This window comes from Flavobacterium sp. TC780 (assembly GCF_056783245.1).
Window position 1 is genome coordinate 1 of the sequence record NZ_JBXBAV010000007.1, and the last position, 15,872, is coordinate 15,872.

The 15,872-nt window shown below is 30.2% G+C and carries 18 protein-coding genes and 4 pseudogenes; 10 read left to right on the top strand and 12 right to left on the bottom strand.

Features of this window, described 5'->3' with window-relative positions; all coding sequences use genetic code 11:
* Positions 1-603 precede the first annotated feature (603 nt).
* Positions 604-1,457 (bottom strand): annotated as a pseudogene (locus tag AC1RYN_RS00415) (CvfB family protein).
* 259 nt (positions 1,458-1,716) lie between these two features.
* On the opposite strand from AC1RYN_RS00415, the gene AC1RYN_RS00420 reads away from it, so the two are divergent.
* The 3 genes from AC1RYN_RS00420 to AC1RYN_RS00430 all read left to right on the top strand — a co-directional run bounded on the left by AC1RYN_RS00420 (position 1,717) and on the right by AC1RYN_RS00430 (position 2,970).
* The gene (locus tag AC1RYN_RS00420) at positions 1,717-2,463 is read left to right on the top strand and encodes a M20/M25/M40 family metallo-hydrolase (protein ID WP_481805388.1); all 747 of its coding nucleotides are present in this window, start codon (positions 1,717-1,719) and stop codon (positions 2,461-2,463) included.
* Positions 2,464-2,558: 95 nt separating this feature from the next.
* The gene (locus tag AC1RYN_RS00425) at positions 2,559-2,750 is read left to right on the top strand and encodes a hypothetical protein (protein WP_481805389.1); all 192 of its coding nucleotides are present in this window, start codon (positions 2,559-2,561) and stop codon (positions 2,748-2,750) included.
* Entirely contained in the window at positions 2,731-2,970 is a 240-nt protein-coding gene (locus AC1RYN_RS00430) for a hypothetical protein (protein WP_481805390.1), read from the top strand. The genes AC1RYN_RS00425 and AC1RYN_RS00430 overlap by 20 nt, the downstream gene beginning before the upstream one ends.
* A gap of 65 nt (positions 2,971-3,035) precedes the next feature.
* On the opposite strand, the gene AC1RYN_RS00435 is transcribed toward AC1RYN_RS00430, so the two are convergent.
* The gene (locus AC1RYN_RS00435) at positions 3,036-3,377 is read right to left on the bottom strand and encodes a DUF2853 family protein (RefSeq protein ID WP_129538225.1); all 342 of its coding nucleotides are present in this window, start codon (positions 3,375-3,377) and stop codon (positions 3,036-3,038) included.
* Between the two features lie 103 nt (positions 3,378-3,480).
* Positions 3,481-5,142 (bottom strand): 2-succinyl-5-enolpyruvyl-6-hydroxy-3-cyclohexene-1-carboxylic-acid synthase, encoded by a 1,662-nt coding sequence (menD, locus tag AC1RYN_RS00440; protein WP_481805404.1) that lies wholly within the window; start codon positions 5,140-5,142, stop codon positions 3,481-3,483.
* Positions 5,143-5,275: 133 nt separating this feature from the next.
* Here menD and AC1RYN_RS00445 point away from each other — a divergent pair, with 133 nt between their 5' ends.
* Both AC1RYN_RS00445 and AC1RYN_RS00450 read left to right on the top strand, forming a co-directional pair.
* A complete protein-coding gene (locus AC1RYN_RS00445; protein ID WP_481805391.1) occupies positions 5,276-6,445 on the top strand; it encodes a thioredoxin family protein in 1,170 nt (389 codons plus the stop codon).
* Positions 6,446-6,468: 23 nt separating this feature from the next.
* On the top strand, positions 6,469-6,966 hold the full coding sequence (locus AC1RYN_RS00450) for an N-acetyltransferase family protein (RefSeq protein ID WP_481805392.1): 498 nt from the start codon (positions 6,469-6,471) through the stop codon (positions 6,964-6,966).
* A 23-nt stretch (positions 6,967-6,989) separates the two neighbouring features.
* Here AC1RYN_RS00450 and AC1RYN_RS00455 read toward each other — a convergent pair whose 3' ends face one another.
* From AC1RYN_RS00455 to AC1RYN_RS00475, 5 genes and pseudogenes are all read right to left on the bottom strand, one after another.
* Complete coding sequence (locus AC1RYN_RS00455) at positions 6,990-7,358, bottom strand: hypothetical protein (protein ID WP_481805393.1); 369 nt, start codon at positions 7,356-7,358, stop codon at positions 6,990-6,992.
* A gap of 220 nt (positions 7,359-7,578) precedes the next feature.
* Entirely contained in the window at positions 7,579-8,313 is a 735-nt protein-coding gene (locus AC1RYN_RS00460; protein WP_481805394.1) for a helix-turn-helix domain-containing protein, read from the bottom strand.
* A 34-nt stretch (positions 8,314-8,347) separates the two neighbouring features.
* Positions 8,348-8,584: a hypothetical protein gene (locus tag AC1RYN_RS00465; protein WP_481805395.1), complete on the bottom strand. Its 237-nt coding sequence runs from the start codon at positions 8,582-8,584 to the stop codon at positions 8,348-8,350.
* Positions 8,584-9,567: a helix-turn-helix domain-containing protein gene (locus AC1RYN_RS00470; RefSeq protein WP_481805396.1), complete on the bottom strand. Its 984-nt coding sequence runs from the start codon at positions 9,565-9,567 to the stop codon at positions 8,584-8,586. Before AC1RYN_RS00470 ends, AC1RYN_RS00465 begins: the two co-directional genes overlap by 1 nt.
* A 374-nt stretch (positions 9,568-9,941) precedes the next feature.
* Positions 9,942-10,530 (bottom strand): annotated as a pseudogene (locus tag AC1RYN_RS00475) (glutathione peroxidase).
* A gap of 584 nt (positions 10,531-11,114) precedes the next feature.
* Between AC1RYN_RS00475 and AC1RYN_RS00480 the strand changes: the two are divergent.
* From AC1RYN_RS00480 to AC1RYN_RS00490, 3 genes are all read left to right on the top strand, one after another.
* On the top strand, positions 11,115-11,645 hold the full coding sequence (locus AC1RYN_RS00480; RefSeq protein WP_481805397.1) for an RNA polymerase sigma factor: 531 nt from the start codon (positions 11,115-11,117) through the stop codon (positions 11,643-11,645).
* Positions 11,645-12,433, top strand: a complete 789-nt coding sequence (locus AC1RYN_RS00485; protein ID WP_481805398.1) for an anti-sigma factor — start codon at positions 11,645-11,647, stop codon at positions 12,431-12,433. The genes AC1RYN_RS00480 and AC1RYN_RS00485 overlap by 1 nt, the downstream gene beginning before the upstream one ends.
* Positions 12,434-12,778: 345 nt before the next feature.
* Positions 12,779-12,904: a hypothetical protein gene (locus AC1RYN_RS00490; protein ID WP_481805399.1), complete on the top strand. Its 126-nt coding sequence runs from the start codon at positions 12,779-12,781 to the stop codon at positions 12,902-12,904.
* Between the two features lie 252 nt (positions 12,905-13,156).
* Here the strand turns inward: AC1RYN_RS00490 and AC1RYN_RS00495 are convergent, their stop codons facing one another.
* Positions 13,157-13,366, bottom strand: coding sequence for a hypothetical protein (locus AC1RYN_RS00495; protein WP_481805400.1), 210 nt, complete (start codon positions 13,364-13,366; stop codon positions 13,157-13,159).
* Positions 13,367-13,940: 574 nt separating this feature from the next.
* Positions 13,941-14,066 (bottom strand): annotated as a pseudogene (locus AC1RYN_RS00500) (transcriptional regulator); the annotation flags it as partial.
* A gap of 290 nt (positions 14,067-14,356) precedes the next feature.
* Between AC1RYN_RS00500 and AC1RYN_RS00505 the strand changes: the two are divergent.
* Positions 14,357-14,584 (top strand): hypothetical protein, encoded by a 228-nt coding sequence (locus AC1RYN_RS00505; RefSeq protein WP_481805401.1) that lies wholly within the window; start codon positions 14,357-14,359, stop codon positions 14,582-14,584.
* A gap of 133 nt (positions 14,585-14,717) precedes the next feature.
* Entirely contained in the window at positions 14,718-15,005 is a 288-nt protein-coding gene (locus tag AC1RYN_RS00510; protein ID WP_481805402.1) for a hypothetical protein, read from the top strand.
* Between the two features lie 167 nt (positions 15,006-15,172).
* On the opposite strand, the gene AC1RYN_RS00515 is transcribed toward AC1RYN_RS00510, so the two are convergent.
* Positions 15,173-15,325, bottom strand: coding sequence for a hypothetical protein (locus AC1RYN_RS00515; protein WP_481805403.1), 153 nt, complete (start codon positions 15,323-15,325; stop codon positions 15,173-15,175).
* Between the two features lie 276 nt (positions 15,326-15,601).
* A pseudogene (locus AC1RYN_RS00520) lies at positions 15,602-15,830 on the bottom strand (anti-sigma factor); the annotation flags it as partial.
* Positions 15,831-15,872: the final 42 nt, after the last annotated feature.

Consider the following 15,872-nt stretch of genomic DNA (forward strand, 5'->3'; position numbering starts at 1 on the left):
CTATGTATTGCTAAGGTTAATACATGCTCCTGTTGTTAGGGAGGCAGCACCTACCATCTATTAATCAATGTGATACAATATATTCCGTACACATTAAAGATTGATTTTCTTTCACTGATTTATTAACCTAAAAAATGATTTTTTGAGAAAATTTAAAAAATTTGTCGCTCATTTTTCTATGGTTTTAAATTTAAAAACTCTAGACCATGAGCAAATGAGAATAGCATTTGTCGAAATTGCAAAAAAGAGATAGTAACACCTACGGTTAACAAGGAAGATTTATTAAACTACTCTATAAATGAGTGTCTATTATTGTTTGATTATCTTTAAATATATTAAAAATAAACCAAAGGTTCTGCCGTGAAATTGATTTTAGCTTATGCGAATTTGTTATCCCTATTTCCAGACAAACCCATCTCGAAAAAGTAGTAAATCACGCGCAACAAGATTACAAAGTACAGTGTTTATATATTGTGTGATTCTATTCACTTTTCGTGATGAAAGTAGATTTATTTTTATTTTTGTTTTTTTTAATTACAATTTTTTTTAAAACTAGAATAAAAAGAGAAAGGCTAATCGTAATGATTAGCCTTTCTTGTTATATTATTCCTTTACTAAGTAGATCCCGTCTTCTTTTATCTCAATTAGTTTCTCTCTATAAAGTGCTCCAATAGCTTTTTTAAACGTTTTCTTACTCATTTTGAGTACCGTTTTAATATCTTCTGGATGAGAATTATCTGTAAGTCTTAAAAAACCACGGCTTGCTCTTAACTCATCCATAATTTTTTCGGCATTTGGCTCGATACTTTGATATCCCTGCACTTGCAATGAAACGTCTATTTTATTGTCAGGGCGAATATTTTTATATAACCTCGCATACGATCTCCTGTACGAATAGCATCATCATAAACCTCATCTTTGTACAACAGTCCTTTATGTTTTTCATTGATGATTACATTGATTCCAATTTCGGTAATATGAGAAACAATTAAATCTACCTCTTCTCCTTTTTCAACTGTTAGGTTATCATTATTCAAGAATTGGTTTGTTTTACTAGAAGCTACTAAACGATTGGTTTTTTCGTCCATGTATAAATAAACCAAATAACGCTTTCCTTTTTCCATAGGACGCGCCTGTTCTTTAAATGGAACTAGAATATCTTTTTCCATTCCCCAATCCATAAAAGCACCAATCTGATTGATGTAGTTTACTCGCAAAAGTGCAAACTCATTTAGTAAAATATATGGTTCTAATGTTGTAGCAACCGGACGCTCTTCGTGATCTAAATAAACAAAAACAATAAGTTCTTCGCCTATTTCAAATTCATTTGGAACATATTTGTTTGGTAATAGTATGTCATGAATTCCTTCTGGATCTTTTTCGGGGTTACCCAAAAACAATCCTACTTTGGTATCACGTAATATAGTTAGTGTATTGTATTTTCCTATTTCAATCATCTTCTTTAAAGTTCTGTATTGCTATCTAAGCAAGTTTCTAAGTTGCAAAGGTACGAAGTTTGAATCTACAAAGGAAAAGTATTTATTAAGGATTCTTATCGTTAAGTTTTCTAATCGCTTTATTTTTTAATTAAATTTGAGATCGTATTAATAAATTCCAAATAAATGAAACCACAATTTCTTATCTATCTCTTTACATTACTATTTTTTCTCTCCACTTATACAGTCTCAAACAAATGATGACCCAGAAATAAGGAAAATGATTACTGAAGTTAAAGCCGAAAGTCTTGAAAATACCGTTGTAAAATTAGTTTCTTTTGGAACTAGACACACCTTGAGTGATACTAAAAGTAAAACACGAGGAATTGGTGCTGCTCAAAAATGGGTAAAATCTGAATTTGATAAGTACGCATTAGAATCTAACGGAAGATTAAATGCTGTCATTGATTATTTTATGGTAAAAGCTGATGGAAAACGCATCTTAAAAGACAGTCAGCTTGCAAATGTTATGGCTACATTAAAAGGAACCGATCCTACTGATGATCGTGTGCTTATCATTAGTGGGCATCTTGATTCACGAGTATCTGATGTCATGAATATTAAGGACGATGCTCCTGGAGCAAACGATGATGGTTCTGGAGTTGCTGCAATGATGGAAATAGCTAAAATCATGAGCAAAAGATCTTTTCCTTGTACAATCATTTTTGTAGCTGTTACTGGCGAAGAACAAGGTCTTTATGGAGCAAAACATCTTGCTGAATTAGCCAAAGAATCTAAATGGAACATAATCGCGATGATAAATAACGATATGATTGGTAATAGCTTATCTAGCGGTACAAATCTTAGAGATAACACTCAGGTTAGGGTTTTTAGCGAAACTATTCCGTATCTGGAAACTGAAGAAGAAGCTAAAATTGTAAAGCGACAAACAAAGACAATGACAGTCCTTCGAGACAATTTGCGAGATATATTAAAACTACTACAAGTCAATATGTTGATCAATTAAATATTAATCTTGTTTACAGAAACGACCGCTTTTTACGCGGTGGTGATCACACTCCATTTAGTCAAAATGGTTTTACTGCTATACGCTTTTGTGAAATGAATGAAAATTTTAATCATCAGCATCAAGATATACGAACAGAAAACAATATAAAATATGGTGATCTTCCTGAATTTATGGACTTTGAATATTTAAGAAAAATTACCTGCTCTAATCTAGCAACCTTATCAAACCTAGCTTGGTCTCCCAAAGCACCTATTAATGTAGGCATTGAGAAAATCTCTTTCTAACTCATCTACCTTGCTATGGAACCCTGCAGCCGATAAAAAAATATATGGTTATCAAGTTTTGATGCGAGAAACTGCATCATCACATTGGGAAAAAACTTTTTTTACCTCTGATACAAAAATTGAACTTCCTTATTCCAAAGATAATTTTTTCTTTGCTGTACAGGCTGTAGACTCACTAGGACATGCTAGTTTAGCTGTTTTCCCTATTCCTATACGATAAACACCTCAATTAATTTTCATTAAAAAAGCGCCCAAAAGACGCTTTTATTATTTTATAATGAGATACTACTTGTAAACACTTTCTTTTTTAAAGTGTTTCGTTAATAAATAGTATACAACTGCTCTATATTTATTCTTGTTTGAGCGTCCGTATTGTTCTAATACAGCATCAATTCCAGCATCTAAAGCTGGTGTATCTGGTAAGCCTAATTTCTTAATTAAAAAATTATTCTTTACTGTATCTAATTCTGATTTTTGCGTTCCTGCAACTGTTGCTGCATCTGCATTATATATTGACGGGCCACAACCAATAGTTACTTTTGTCAATAAATCCATATCTGGAGTTACACCACACTTGTCTTTTAAATCAGCAGCATACTTTACAATTAATTCGTCTCTTGCACTCATAAATAAAAATTTAATAGTTGATTAATAATTGGTTTATATTCTCAAATTTAAGCTTTTATTCTATACATTGTGTGTTATTTAAGACAAATAAACAGCAATAAATTTATAATAGTTCTTTAAAAAACTGGAGCAATATTTTATCGTTTTCTATTGTTGGTGTAAAAATTTCCAAAATTGCTGGCGCTCCCTTTGTATTGTACAACGTTTTTAACCCCAATTGCAATGTATTTTCATCATCTGCCTTTATATAATTCATTTTAAACATCCCTGCCATATACTCGGCCGTTAAATGATGTGATGTTTCAAAAAAGGTGTTAAAAACTGGTTTCTCCTGATGTCCTGGTAAAATACGGAAGATTCCTCCTCCTCCATTATTTACGATTATAATTTTAAAATCATTCGGGATATAACTATTCCATAAAGCATTACTATCATACAAGAAACTAATGTCTCCTGTAATAAAAACTGCTGGCTTAGGATTACCTACTGCAGCTCCTATAGCCGTTGATGTACTACCATCGATACCACTCGTACCACGATTACAGAAAACATCTATCGATGAATCTATGTCGATTAATTGTGCATATCGAATAGCTGAACTATTACTTATTTGTAATTGACTATTTTTTGGCAATGATTCTATTACTTTTTCGAAGACCTTAAAATCTGAAAATGGAATCTTTCCTAAATATTCCTGTGCTCTTACTTTTCTTAAATCATTAATTTTTTCAATTTTTGAAAAGTAATCACTTTCAATAGATTCCGTTTGAGGCAAAAATGCTTCGAAGAAATCATTTGGATTTGTTTTTATATGACTTGGTGAAGCTCCAAATGTATCATACGCTCTTAGCGTATCTATATGCCAATGTTGCTTTGGTTTGTACTTTCTTAAAAACGCCTTGATACGTTTAGAAACTATCATTCCTCCAAAAGTGATTAAAATTTCGGGTTGAAAATCTTCAAAATCAGTTGCTGTAAACGGTGTAATTAAGGTATCTATACTGTTTACAAAACTCGGATGATGCAAGTTAGATGTTGTCTCAGTTAAAACAACTACTGATTCTTCATTGGCTAATCTTTCAATTATTTTTTGATTAATAGTATGTGGTTCATTTACTCCTACAAGTACCATCTTACGAGTCGATTTATTCCAATCAGCAACCATATTAGCTATATCTGCTATTGCTTCTGACTGGTTTCCTTTTACGTAAGTGTTTATTATTGGGGTTACAGTAAGTTCCGAAACTGTTTCATATAGCGGTTCTTCGAATGGTGCATTAATATGTACTGGCCCTTTTTGTATTTTGGCTGTATCTATCGCTTCATTGATTTTCTTATCATTTTCCAGCGAAACATCTTCATGTAAATTAGCATTATACAAGGAATGATTGCTATATACATTTTCCTGACGAATCGTTTGTCCATCGCCTATATCTATTTTACTTTGTGGGCGATCGGCTGAGATTACAATTAATGGAATCTGACTATAAAATGCTTCTGCAAAAGCAGGATAATAATTTAGTAATGCTGAGCCTGAAGTACAAACTAAAGCTGTTGGTTGATGAGTTTGCTGAGCAATTCCTAATGCAAAAAATGCTGCACATCTTTCGTCTGCGATACTATAACACTGAAAGGCTGGGTTACTAACAAATCCTATGGTCAAAGGGGCATTTCGTGATCCTGGAGATATAATTATATTGGTGATTCCTTTTTCTAAACAAATCTGAATGATACTCTGTGCAAGTGGTATTTTGGGGTAAATCATTTTTTCGAAATTATAAAACACAAAGTTAATGAGTTCAGACATGATTTAGGGTATAAATAACAATATATTACCATCTACTTATAGAAAAAGGAAATATATTTGTAAAAATTGTCTTTAATAAAACTGAAGAATTATGCGCTTTATTTATCTATCGTTACTCCTACTTTTTATACATACAGGAAATGCTCAAAATCAATTCATTCATGATGACATTTCATATAAAGATGCTTTAGTAAAGGCGAAACAAGAAAGCAAACCTGTATTTATTATGCTTTATGCTAATTGGTGCCCGCATTGCAATGCTATGAAGAATGGTACTTTAAAAGATGCTATAGTAATGGCTTTTTTAAAAGACAATTACATTTGTGTTTGGAAAGATATTGATAAAGAAGAAGGTCTTGCTCTAAAAACCAAGTTTGACACTAAATCTTTACCTAGTTTTTTAATTGTTGATTCTAATGAAACTGTTTTATATAATTTGAAAGGCGAAATAAAAACTGCTGAATTCTTAAACGAAATCAAAAACGCTTTAAATCCTAAAATGCAATTGCCTTATCTTGAAAAACAGTTTTTAGCAGACCCAAGCAATCCTAATAAATGTTTAGCTTACTTAACTACATTGAGAAAAGGCCGCGAAAGAGTCGATTTATCCAAAGCAACGCATACCTATCTTGCCACACAATCGGATCCTCAATTACTTACTGAAATGAACTGGCGTATTATTGCTAATGGCGTAAGCGATATCAAATCACATGAATTTCAATATGTATTGCAGCATCAAAAGGAATTTGGAAATGTTGCTTCTCCTGATCGTGTAGAGAAAAAGATAATTAATATTGTAACTGAATTACTTCGTCCTTATACCGAAAGCCTTGATACCATTAACTATTACAAACAAAGAGAAATTGCAAAATCGATTCGTCTTCAAAAAACTGATTCTCTCGTTTTCTCTTATGATTTAACAATTGCTGAAAGAAGTACCAATTGGAAGTATTATAACAAAACCGCTTTAGATGGAACTCAAAAATACGTATGGAATACTCCTAGTATCTTAAAAGAAATTGGACAAGTTTACCTAAAAAATATTTCGGATGTTGAAAGCCTTAAAAAATCTATCGAATGGGTAAAACGTTCTTTAGAATTAAATGACGCTTATGATGGTAATTTATTACTGGCCCGTCTTTATATTAAAATTAAAGATAAAAAATCGGCTTTAGTCTATGCCAAAAAAGCTAAAGTTATTTGTAAAGAAATGGATTGGGACTCGAAAGATGCTGATGCTTTATTAGCCGAACTTAAATAAAACTACAAATAATACAACTCAATATGTCTGTTACAATTCGACCAGCAACTTCTCAAGATTTAGTAAAGATTCTTGATATTGTTAACTATTCTATTTTACATACCACTGCAAATTACAGCTACGAAACTCAGACTATCGAAGTTCAGGAAAAATGGTTTGAAGATAAAAACTCTAAAAACTTACCTGTTATTGTTGCAGAGCTGGATGGTAAAGTTATTGGTTTTGGCAGTTATGGTCCGTTTAGAGAGAAAATTGGATATCAATACACTATAGAGCATTCTGTTTATGTAACTGATAATATAATTGGGAAAGGTATTGGCTCTAAATTATTGACTGAATTAATTCGCCTAGCCAAAGAGCAAAATTATCATGTTATGATTGGAGCAATTGATGCTGATAATGCCGGAAGTATTAAGTTTCATGAAAAATTTGGTTTTGTAGCAACTGGAACTATCCATGAAGTAGGTTACAAATTTGATCATTGGCTTGATCTGGTTTTCATGCAGTTAATACTTAAATAAAATTTTACTTTTAAATATAACACCTAATTAATGTAAATATCTGAATAGGTATGAAGTGCCATTTGGAAATTATTTATTAATTCTTCTCGTGAAGCAGAAATATCCAATAAACTAATATCATCAATATTTTTAAATTTATACAATACCTCTTTATTAAAACTGCAAACTACAATAGGGACTCCTTTTCTTTGCAATTTAATAAAATCAAATAAGTCTTCTCCTGAATAAACAATGAAAAAAATAAACGAATATTCCTCTTGTATATTATCAAAATTATCCTCTGAGCTAAACTTTTTGTAAACTTTAAAATTAATCTCTTTTCCAAATTGCTTTTTTAAAAATCTGGAAAAACCATGTTGATTATCATATACCAATACCTCTTTTGCCTCCATATTTTTTTTTACTAATACTCTATTTTGCAACTAATTCACTTACTTTTTATTCTCTAATTAGAGAAAATACAAAATAACAGAATCTTTTTGACAGAATATATTTTAAAAACAACACATTAAGACATTTTTAAACCATTCTATGACTTTTCAACAAATAAAAGATACTAAAAACAGAAATAAATGCGAATTAATCATTAACCGAAATAAAAATTCATACAATTTAAAAAGGAGCTTTAACAAAATCGTCAGAAGGCTTTCTTTCAAATTGTTGAAAATACATTGAAGCAAAATAACTTAGTTTGTCATAATTTAGTTCTTGTGAAATATCTGTGAGAGAATCAAACTTTCCACTTTTAAGAAGTTCTTTGGCAAGAATCATTTTTTGTCTTAAAAAAAAATTATTTGGAGTTCCAGTAAACATTTTTTTAAACAAAGACATATATTTTGAAATTGACATTCCAGCCATATCTGCCAAAAAATCGATACCTGGAAATCCTTTATATAGGTTATCTAATAAATAATCCTTTGTAGTATTTAAAACTTCAGCATCTCTTTCTGATACATAATGAAGCATCGGTAATGGTGTTGAATAACGATCAATAAATGTTGCTAATAACCTGAGTGCAACACCTCTCAAATATATTTCGAAAGCTGGATCTAAAAAAGACTTATTCTTAATGGCATGCATAATAACCTTGCTTTTACTATCAATATGATCATAAAAGAAAAGTGTATTTTTTCCGCTTTTTATTTTCTGCTTATTTGAATCTCTTATAACTCCATCTGCAACTGTAAATTTCAATAAGTCTTTAGCAACCAATAATCGCATGGCAAAAACCCGTTCTCCAACAACTGGCTGAAATACATTATCAATAGCATTATCAAATACACCAAAGCCTAGATTTGCTTTATATCCAATTTTATGCTTTATTCCTTGAACATGGATCAAATTCATCTTATCACTAAAATCGTAATGAATTATATATAAATCATCTTCTGATTTTACTCTTTTTTATCAGAATGGCTTCTTTAAATACTAAATCCCAAATTACAACCGAAAGTCCAGGCATAACTTCTGTATAATAAAAACCACCATCAGCTACATCTTTAGGCATCTGTAAGAACTTATCCCCAATTAGCTCCGCTCCTAGCTTCTCAATAAATTGTTTCGCAAGTTCTTTTTGCCATACAGATGTTAAAGTATATGTGTGACTAATTTCTATCATTACTGTAATTGTTTAATAAACTCTTTTGGTGACATCCCATAAAAATCCCTAAATTTTGTTGTAAAATAGGAATTATTTGTAAAATTTAATTCATTTGAAACTTGGGTAATCGTCAACTGTTTCTCTTGCAAAAGGCGTTTAGCCTCAATAAGTTTATTATTAAGAAAAAAAGAATTTGGAGTCATTCCGGTAATCTTTTTAAATAAGTTTTTATATTTAGTTTCAGACATATTTGCTTCTTGGGCTAAAAAAACAATACTAGGAAAAATCTGATTTAAATTTTCAATTAAATAAGCTTGAGATTTTATAATCCCTTCCAAATCTCTTTCATTAACTTTATCAACTACGATTTCATCAAGGACCATCTTTTCAATATATTCTGCCAAAAGACTCTGTACCACTCCTTTAAGATGAAGATCAAAAGATTCCCCTTCCAGCTTTTCAGAACGTAAATTCATCAAAAGATTATAACTTTCATTACTCATCCTTGTAAATTTGACGATCGTATTTAATTTAGAATTCAAAATCTCGTCGGCATGCTTTTTTACTGATGGATTATTTTCTAAGTACCCTCTTATTACTTCTTTTTTAATAAAAATATTTAAAGCAAATGTCTTACTTCCAGGTTTTACAATATAATCAGAGCTTAATGTACTATCAATAATAGCTAAATTATAGTTCCACCTGCCAATTGGATTCTCTCCATCCCTTAATAACAAAACTGCCTCTCCTTCAGTAAGATTATAATACATTCCTATAAAATCATCTGTTTTATTTTCTTGCCTAAAATGAATTTCCGAGTGATATACAACATCAATATAAAGTACCGAAATTCCAAAATCACAACTCAAGAAATACCTCTCTCCTGTATGAATATGATCTGGAACCAGGATGAAATCGCCATCAACTCTTCCTTCTAACTGTAACGCAAGAGATTCTACCCAGTCTAGCTCTACTCCATAATGATGTGTGATTTTTTTCATAGATATTGTTTCTAAACATTTTTCATAATACAAAACAAGATTATCATGTATTAAAATAATCAAAAAAAACAGTTCAATTAATCGTAGCAGTATTGTTTTTTATTCTCATTCTCTAAAAAATTTCAGAGTGCAAAATGAAACATTTTTTGCGGCTTAATACGTTTAAAAAATATCAGATTAAGACATTTATCAGGTACATAACAAGTCTTTATTAGTCATAAATTAAGTTATGTTTCGTAAATGTATAAATTATCTATATGCTTATTGCAAAAAATGAATAGGCCAATATAAATTTTACTGCAGAAGAACTTTTATTAATTAAAAAAGCGATTTCCAATAATGAAAACCGCTTTTGAGTTCGTCTTTTTGATGAATTAACTTTTAATCCAATTGATTATCTCTGGATCCGTTGGTAACGTTTTAGGATGAATTACTTTTACCAATTCTCCTTTTTCATTAATTAGATATTTCTGGAAGTTCCACTCTACTTCTGAGTCTTGCAATCCATTTTTAGATTTTTGAGTCAAGAACTTATATACTTCGTTCATATCGTCTCCTTTTACTGAGATTTTGTCCATCATAGGAAAAGTAACGCCATAATTTTGTTGGCAAAAAGCACCAATCTCTTCATTTGTTCCTGGTTCTTGTGATGCAAAATTATTTGCTGGAAATCCAACGATAACAAAGCCTTTATCTTTATATTCTTTATAAATTGCTTCTAAATCTTTGTATTGTGGTGTTAATCCACATTTTGAAGCTGTATTTACTATCATTATTTTTTTTCCTTTTAAAGAAGCAAAATCAAATGGATTCCCCCGATAGATCCTCTACTTTAAACTGATAAATGGTTTGTTTTTCCATAACCTTTTCACTTTTGTTATTTTTATTTTTCTTTGTTTGCGCATAATTCTGACCGCTAAACAAAATCATAGCTCCACAGAATAAAAACAATATTTTTTTCATAATTATTTTTTTATAAAATTAGTCAAAATTGATTTACCTGATTTCATTCTTCACTTTATTTTATGATTGAACAATTGTTAATTAAACAAAAAAGCCTAATGCATATAAACATTAGGCTTATTCAACAAACAAATTAAATTTTTCTCATCAAATTCTTCCATTACAAAGGAGCTTTTCGACACATATTCCTTCTATTAAAACCATAAAATTAAGGAAAGAGGTTTCCAAATTCGTTCTATCATCTTTTTTCTCTAGAAGCTGGCAAAATATTATCCCCCATATTTGCCATAACTATTCTAAAATCACATTAGAATGGAAACCTATCCCTGAATTAATCAATTATTTTAGTCTAAATTATCCCCCATTCAAACTATCATAATCTACATATACGAGATTAGTTTATGTTTGGTTTTAAAAAAACTAAAAAAGTTAATATTTTATTTTTTATCATTTTTTAAAAGCATTATAGTTACAAATAAATTACAATTTCTTTAAAATTTTAAATTATATTTATACCAGCATTAACAATATTCATAGTTTTTAAACTAAAATATATAAGTTTTTTCACCCTAAATCTACAAAAAATGAGTCAAGACGAATTATTGGTATTAATTTATAAGAAAGACGAAAAGGCTTTTACCTATCTATATGATATGTATTCCAAAAGTTTATTTGCCGTTATCAATGTTCTTATAAAAAACAGAGAAGAAGCTGAAGATGTGCTTCAAGAAGTATTTGTGAAAATTTGGAAAAACATCGATTCCTACCACGAAAGTAAAGGTCGTTTTTATACCTGGATCCTTAATATTGCTCGAAATACGTCTATTGACAAACTTCGCTCTAAAAACTTTAATAACAGTCAAAAGAACCTTTCTTCAGATAATTTCGTACATCTATTAGACGACAGTAATAAACTTGTCAATAAAATTGATACTATTGGAATTCAAGAGTTTGTAAAAAAACTAAAACCAAAATGTATTGCAATAATTGATTTATTATTCTTTAAAGGATATACCCAACAAGAAGCTTCAGAAGAGTTGGCGATACCTTTAGGAACTATCAAAACACAAAACAGAAACTGTATTAATGACTTACGAATTTATTTAAAATTATAATGGAAACAAAAGAATATATAGAATCAGGTATTTTAGAGCTTTATGTTTATGGATTACTCACCGAATCTGAAAGTATAGAAGTAGCCACAATGGCAAAAAAACATGACGAAATTAACGATGAAATTATAGCCATCGAAAAAGCAATTGTAGCACTATCTTCTAGCTTTTCACCTTTTCATTCGGTAGCTAATTTTGAGAAAATTAAAGCGAAACTAGAACTCAAACACGGTAAGGTCATCGATATGAAACCTGCAGCTAACTGGTCACAATATTTAGGTTGGGCCGCGGCTGTACTTTTCTTATTAGGTTTTGCTTACCAGTATGTACAACTTACTCAAACTAAAGAAGCAATAGCGATTGTTGGAAATGAAAAAGACAAATTAAAAAATGATTACGCTCTTTTAGACCAAGAAAATAAAGTTACTGCGCAAAGTTTAGCCATTGTAAGAGATATAAAAAACACAGGAGTTACTCTTGGCGGACAAGCTGTGGCACCTCAGTCATTTGCTAAAGCCTATTGGAATAAAGATACCAAAGTAACCTATATTGATGCTGCTGGATTACCAAAACCTCCAAAAGGAAAAGTATATCAGGTTTGGGCACTTAAACTTAGTCCAGTACTTACGCCTACAAGCATTGGTTTATTAAGTGATTTTGACTCTAATAGCCAAAAATTATTTAAAGTAGAAGATACTGGCTATGCTGAAGCTTTTGGAATCACTCTTGAACCTGAAGGTGGAAGTCCAAGTCCTACAATGGATCAATTATATACTTTAGGAAAAGTTTAAAATTCAACTTATTACAAAATTTAAAACGCATATTAAAACAACTTAATATGCGTTTTTTATTATTTTCAAAAACAAAATTAACCAATAACCAATCCTATTTAACTTATGAACAGTACTTTAATCTTAAGAGTAGCAGTTGCTATAATCTTACTCACACACAGTGTTTTTGGAATATTTGATAATGGTATTAATGATTTTGGAAATCTCTATTTAAACCAAATTGGGTTCGCTCCTTTTGGCGTTTTCCTTGCTTGGTCGATAAAACTATCACATTCTTGTTGTGGTTCTTTTGCTTGCTAATAAGTATATTAATTTTGCTGCGATTGTTACTATTTTATACTTATTATGGGAATTATTTTAGTTCATTTTCAAGAAGGCTGGTTTGTTGTAGGTGGTGGTAGAAATGGAATCGAGTATAACTTTTTACTGATTTGTGTTTTATTGGCAATCATGTTCCAAATGGTTTTTTAAGAGATTCTAAGTAACAAAAGTAGTTCTGAGGTACTAAGCTTTTTTACTGCAAAGTTCACAAAGCATTATAGCAATTATTTTATGTCCAAACATAATAGCCTTTGAACCTTTGTTACTTCGAACCTAATACAAAATCAATCTAAATCTAAAAACCCAAAATCTTCTCATTGTTAAAAAGTCTCTTGGGTTTGTGTAGAAACTAATATCGGGTAATCTTCTGAGAAATCTCCATTATCATCTGATAATACCAAATTAATTTTCTATCATTTTCATAAACAATCCAGTTGGAATGATCCACGATTTTTGCCAATTGTTAGTTGTTAGCTCTTCTATGAATTCGGGCATCTCCTCTAGATCCATGTCATAAATTGCTCCGAGAAAACTTATATCCTCCTTCGGCACATTGCCCATAACATGATCATCTGTAAAAAATCGGAAAGCAAAATTTCTTCTGAATGCCATACCGTATTGTCTATATTTTGGACTTGGCAAACCAAAGGATTATCTTCTTTTTTTTCTGTATCAACTCCCCAATAACAAACATTCTGATTTTCCTCTAAAAAAACTGGTTTCCATCTTCATAAAATAAATCTTCAGGTTTTAGAAATCGCTGAAATGAGGACATAAAAATATCCAATTTTCCAATCGTTACATAATATATTTTTAATGCTTCTGGTATTGCTTTTCCTAGTTTCGCTTTGCATTTTTTAATTATTTCTACGTCAAATCCGTCATTATTTGTTAATGAACGCCCTAATAATTTTTATGCGGTTTGATTTATAGTTTTTGAATTCATTTTAAGATCTTAATTATCTATAGTCACAGATTTCATTTATAGAATGTCTTTCTTTATCTATATACAAAAATACTTAATTCATAATTCATTCTTAACTTTAGATTACACGATCATTTTTTTAGACTAAAATCAAGTGAAACAAGAGGCTTTCCCTCACAACAAACTCTCACATATAAACATCAACATGAAACATTTAGATAATTTTTTCATAAAATTATTTTTTTATAAAAATATATATCGTAATATTGCATTTACTTTTAATAAGTATTCTATGATAGCAATTCTTGCAGGATGCCCTAATGCTTTTGCCAGAATAGCCAGTTCATTTTGATTGTCTGTAAAAAAATCAGTTTTAGTAGCTCCCATTGTTATATTTTTATATTGCAATATTACGATATATATTTTTTATAAAAAATAATTTTATGAAAAAATTATCTAAATGTTTCATGTTGATGTTTATATGTGAGACTTTGTTGTGAGGGAAAGCCTCTTGTTTCACTTGATTTTAGTCTGAAAAAATAATCGTAGTAATCTAAAGTTAAGAATGAATTATGAATTAAGTATTTTTGTATATAGATAAAAAAAGAAAAACACTTTTCGATAATATGAAAATCTGTGACTATAGATAATTAAGATCTTAAAATGAATTCAAAACTATGATAAAACAAATTGCAGAAAAATTATTAGGGCGTTCATTAACAAATAATGACGGATTTGACGTAGAAATAATAAAAAATGCAGAAGCGAAACTAGGAAAAGCAATATGCAGAAGCATTAAAAATATATTATGTAACGATTGGAAAATTGGATATTTTTATGTCCTCATTTCAGCGATTTCTAAACCTGAAGATTTATTTTATGAAGATGGAAATTTGTTTGTATAGGAAAATCAGAACGTTTGTTATTGGGAAGTTGATACAGAAAAAAAAGAAGATAATCCTTTAGTTTACAGTTCAGAAATATAAGACAATACGGTATGGTATTTCAGTAATAAATTTTGCTTTTGATTTTTTACAGATGATAATGTATGGGCAATGTGCCGAAGGAGGATATAAGTTTTCTGGAGCAATTTATGACATGGATCTAGAGGAGATGCCCGAATTCATAGAAGAGCTAACAACTAACAATTGGCAAAAAGTCGTGGATCATTCCAACTGGATTGTTTATGAAAATGATAGAAAATTAATTTGGTATTATACAGATGATAATGGAGATTTAGAAGATTACCCAATATTAGTTTCTACACAAACCCAAGAAGACTTTTTAACAATGGAAGAAGATTTTGGGTTTTTAGATTTAGATTGATTTTGTATTAGGTTCGAAGTAACAAAGGTTCAAAGGCTACTTATGTTTGGACATAAAATAATTGCTATAATGCTTTGTGAACTTTGCGGTAAACTCATACCTCAGAACCTTTGTTACTTAGAATCTCTTAAAACGATTTGGAAACACTATTGCCAATAAAACACAAATCAGTAAAGCTTATTTGATCTGTTTTCACCACCACCTACAACAAACCAGCCTTCTTGAAAATGAACTAAAATAATTCCCATAATAAGTACTAAAATAGTAACAATCGCAGCAAAATTGATGTACTTATTAGCAAGCAAAAGAGAGAGCAACAATATGTGATAGTTTTATCGACCAAGCAAGGAATACGCCAAAAGGAGCGAACCCAATTTGGTTTAAATAGAGATTTCCAAAATCATTAATACCATTATCAAATATTCCAAAAACACTGTGTGTGAGTAAGATTATAGCAACTGCTACTCTTAAGATTAAAGTACTGTTGAGTAAGTTAAATAGGGTTCAGTTATTGGTTAATTTTGTTTTTGAAAATAATAAAAAACGCATATTAAGTTGTTTTAATATGCGTTTTAAATTTTGTAATAAGTTGAATTTTAAACTTTTCCTAAAGTATATAATCGTATCATTGTAGGATCTTGATTTTCCACCTTCAGGTTCAAGAGTGATTCCAAAAGCTTCAGCATAGCCAGTATCTTCTACTTTAAATAATTTTTGGCTATTAGAGTCAAAATCACTTAATAAACCAATGCTTGTAGGCGTAAGTACTGGACTAAGTTTAAGTGCCCAAACCTGATATACTTTTCCTTTTGGAGGTTTTGGTAATCAGGTGCTGCCTCCCTAACAACAGGAGCATGTATTAACCTT

Bases quoted from the DNA above. Each gene is read 5' to 3' on its own strand.
- AC1RYN_RS00420 (WP_481805388.1), top strand. From the start codon at position 1,717: ATGATTACTGAAGTTAAAGCCGAAAGTCTTGAAAATACCGTTGTAAAA.
- AC1RYN_RS00425 (WP_481805389.1), top strand. From the start codon at position 2,559: ATGAATGAAAATTTTAATCATCAGCATCAAGATATACGAACAGAAAAC.
- AC1RYN_RS00435 (WP_129538225.1), bottom strand. From the start codon at position 3,377: ATGAGTGCAAGAGACGAATTAATTGTAAAGTATGCTGCTGATTTAAAA.
- menD (WP_481805404.1), bottom strand. From the start codon at position 5,142: ATGATTTACCCCAAAATACCACTTGCACAGAGTATCATTCAGATTTGT.
- AC1RYN_RS00445 (WP_481805391.1), top strand. From the start codon at position 5,276: ATGCGCTTTATTTATCTATCGTTACTCCTACTTTTTATACATACAGGA.
- AC1RYN_RS00450 (WP_481805392.1), top strand. From the start codon at position 6,469: ATGTCTGTTACAATTCGACCAGCAACTTCTCAAGATTTAGTAAAGATT.
- AC1RYN_RS00455 (WP_481805393.1), bottom strand. From the start codon at position 7,358: ATGGAGGCAAAAGAGGTATTGGTATATGATAATCAACATGGTTTTTCC.
- AC1RYN_RS00460 (WP_481805394.1), bottom strand. From the start codon at position 8,313: ATGAATTTGATCCATGTTCAAGGAATAAAGCATAAAATTGGATATAAA.
- AC1RYN_RS00465 (WP_481805395.1), bottom strand. From the start codon at position 8,584: ATGATAGAAATTAGTCACACATATACTTTAACATCTGTATGGCAAAAA.
- AC1RYN_RS00470 (WP_481805396.1), bottom strand. From the start codon at position 9,567: ATGAAAAAAATCACACATCATTATGGAGTAGAGCTAGACTGGGTAGAA.
- AC1RYN_RS00480 (WP_481805397.1), top strand. From the start codon at position 11,115: ATGAGTCAAGACGAATTATTGGTATTAATTTATAAGAAAGACGAAAAG.
- AC1RYN_RS00485 (WP_481805398.1), top strand. From the start codon at position 11,645: ATGGAAACAAAAGAATATATAGAATCAGGTATTTTAGAGCTTTATGTT.
- AC1RYN_RS00490 (WP_481805399.1), top strand. From the start codon at position 12,779: ATGGGAATTATTTTAGTTCATTTTCAAGAAGGCTGGTTTGTTGTAGGT.
- AC1RYN_RS00495 (WP_481805400.1), bottom strand. From the start codon at position 13,366: ATGGCATTCAGAAGAAATTTTGCTTTCCGATTTTTTACAGATGATCAT.
- AC1RYN_RS00505 (WP_481805401.1), top strand. From the start codon at position 14,357: ATGATAAAACAAATTGCAGAAAAATTATTAGGGCGTTCATTAACAAAT.
- AC1RYN_RS00510 (WP_481805402.1), top strand. From the start codon at position 14,718: ATGATAATGTATGGGCAATGTGCCGAAGGAGGATATAAGTTTTCTGGA.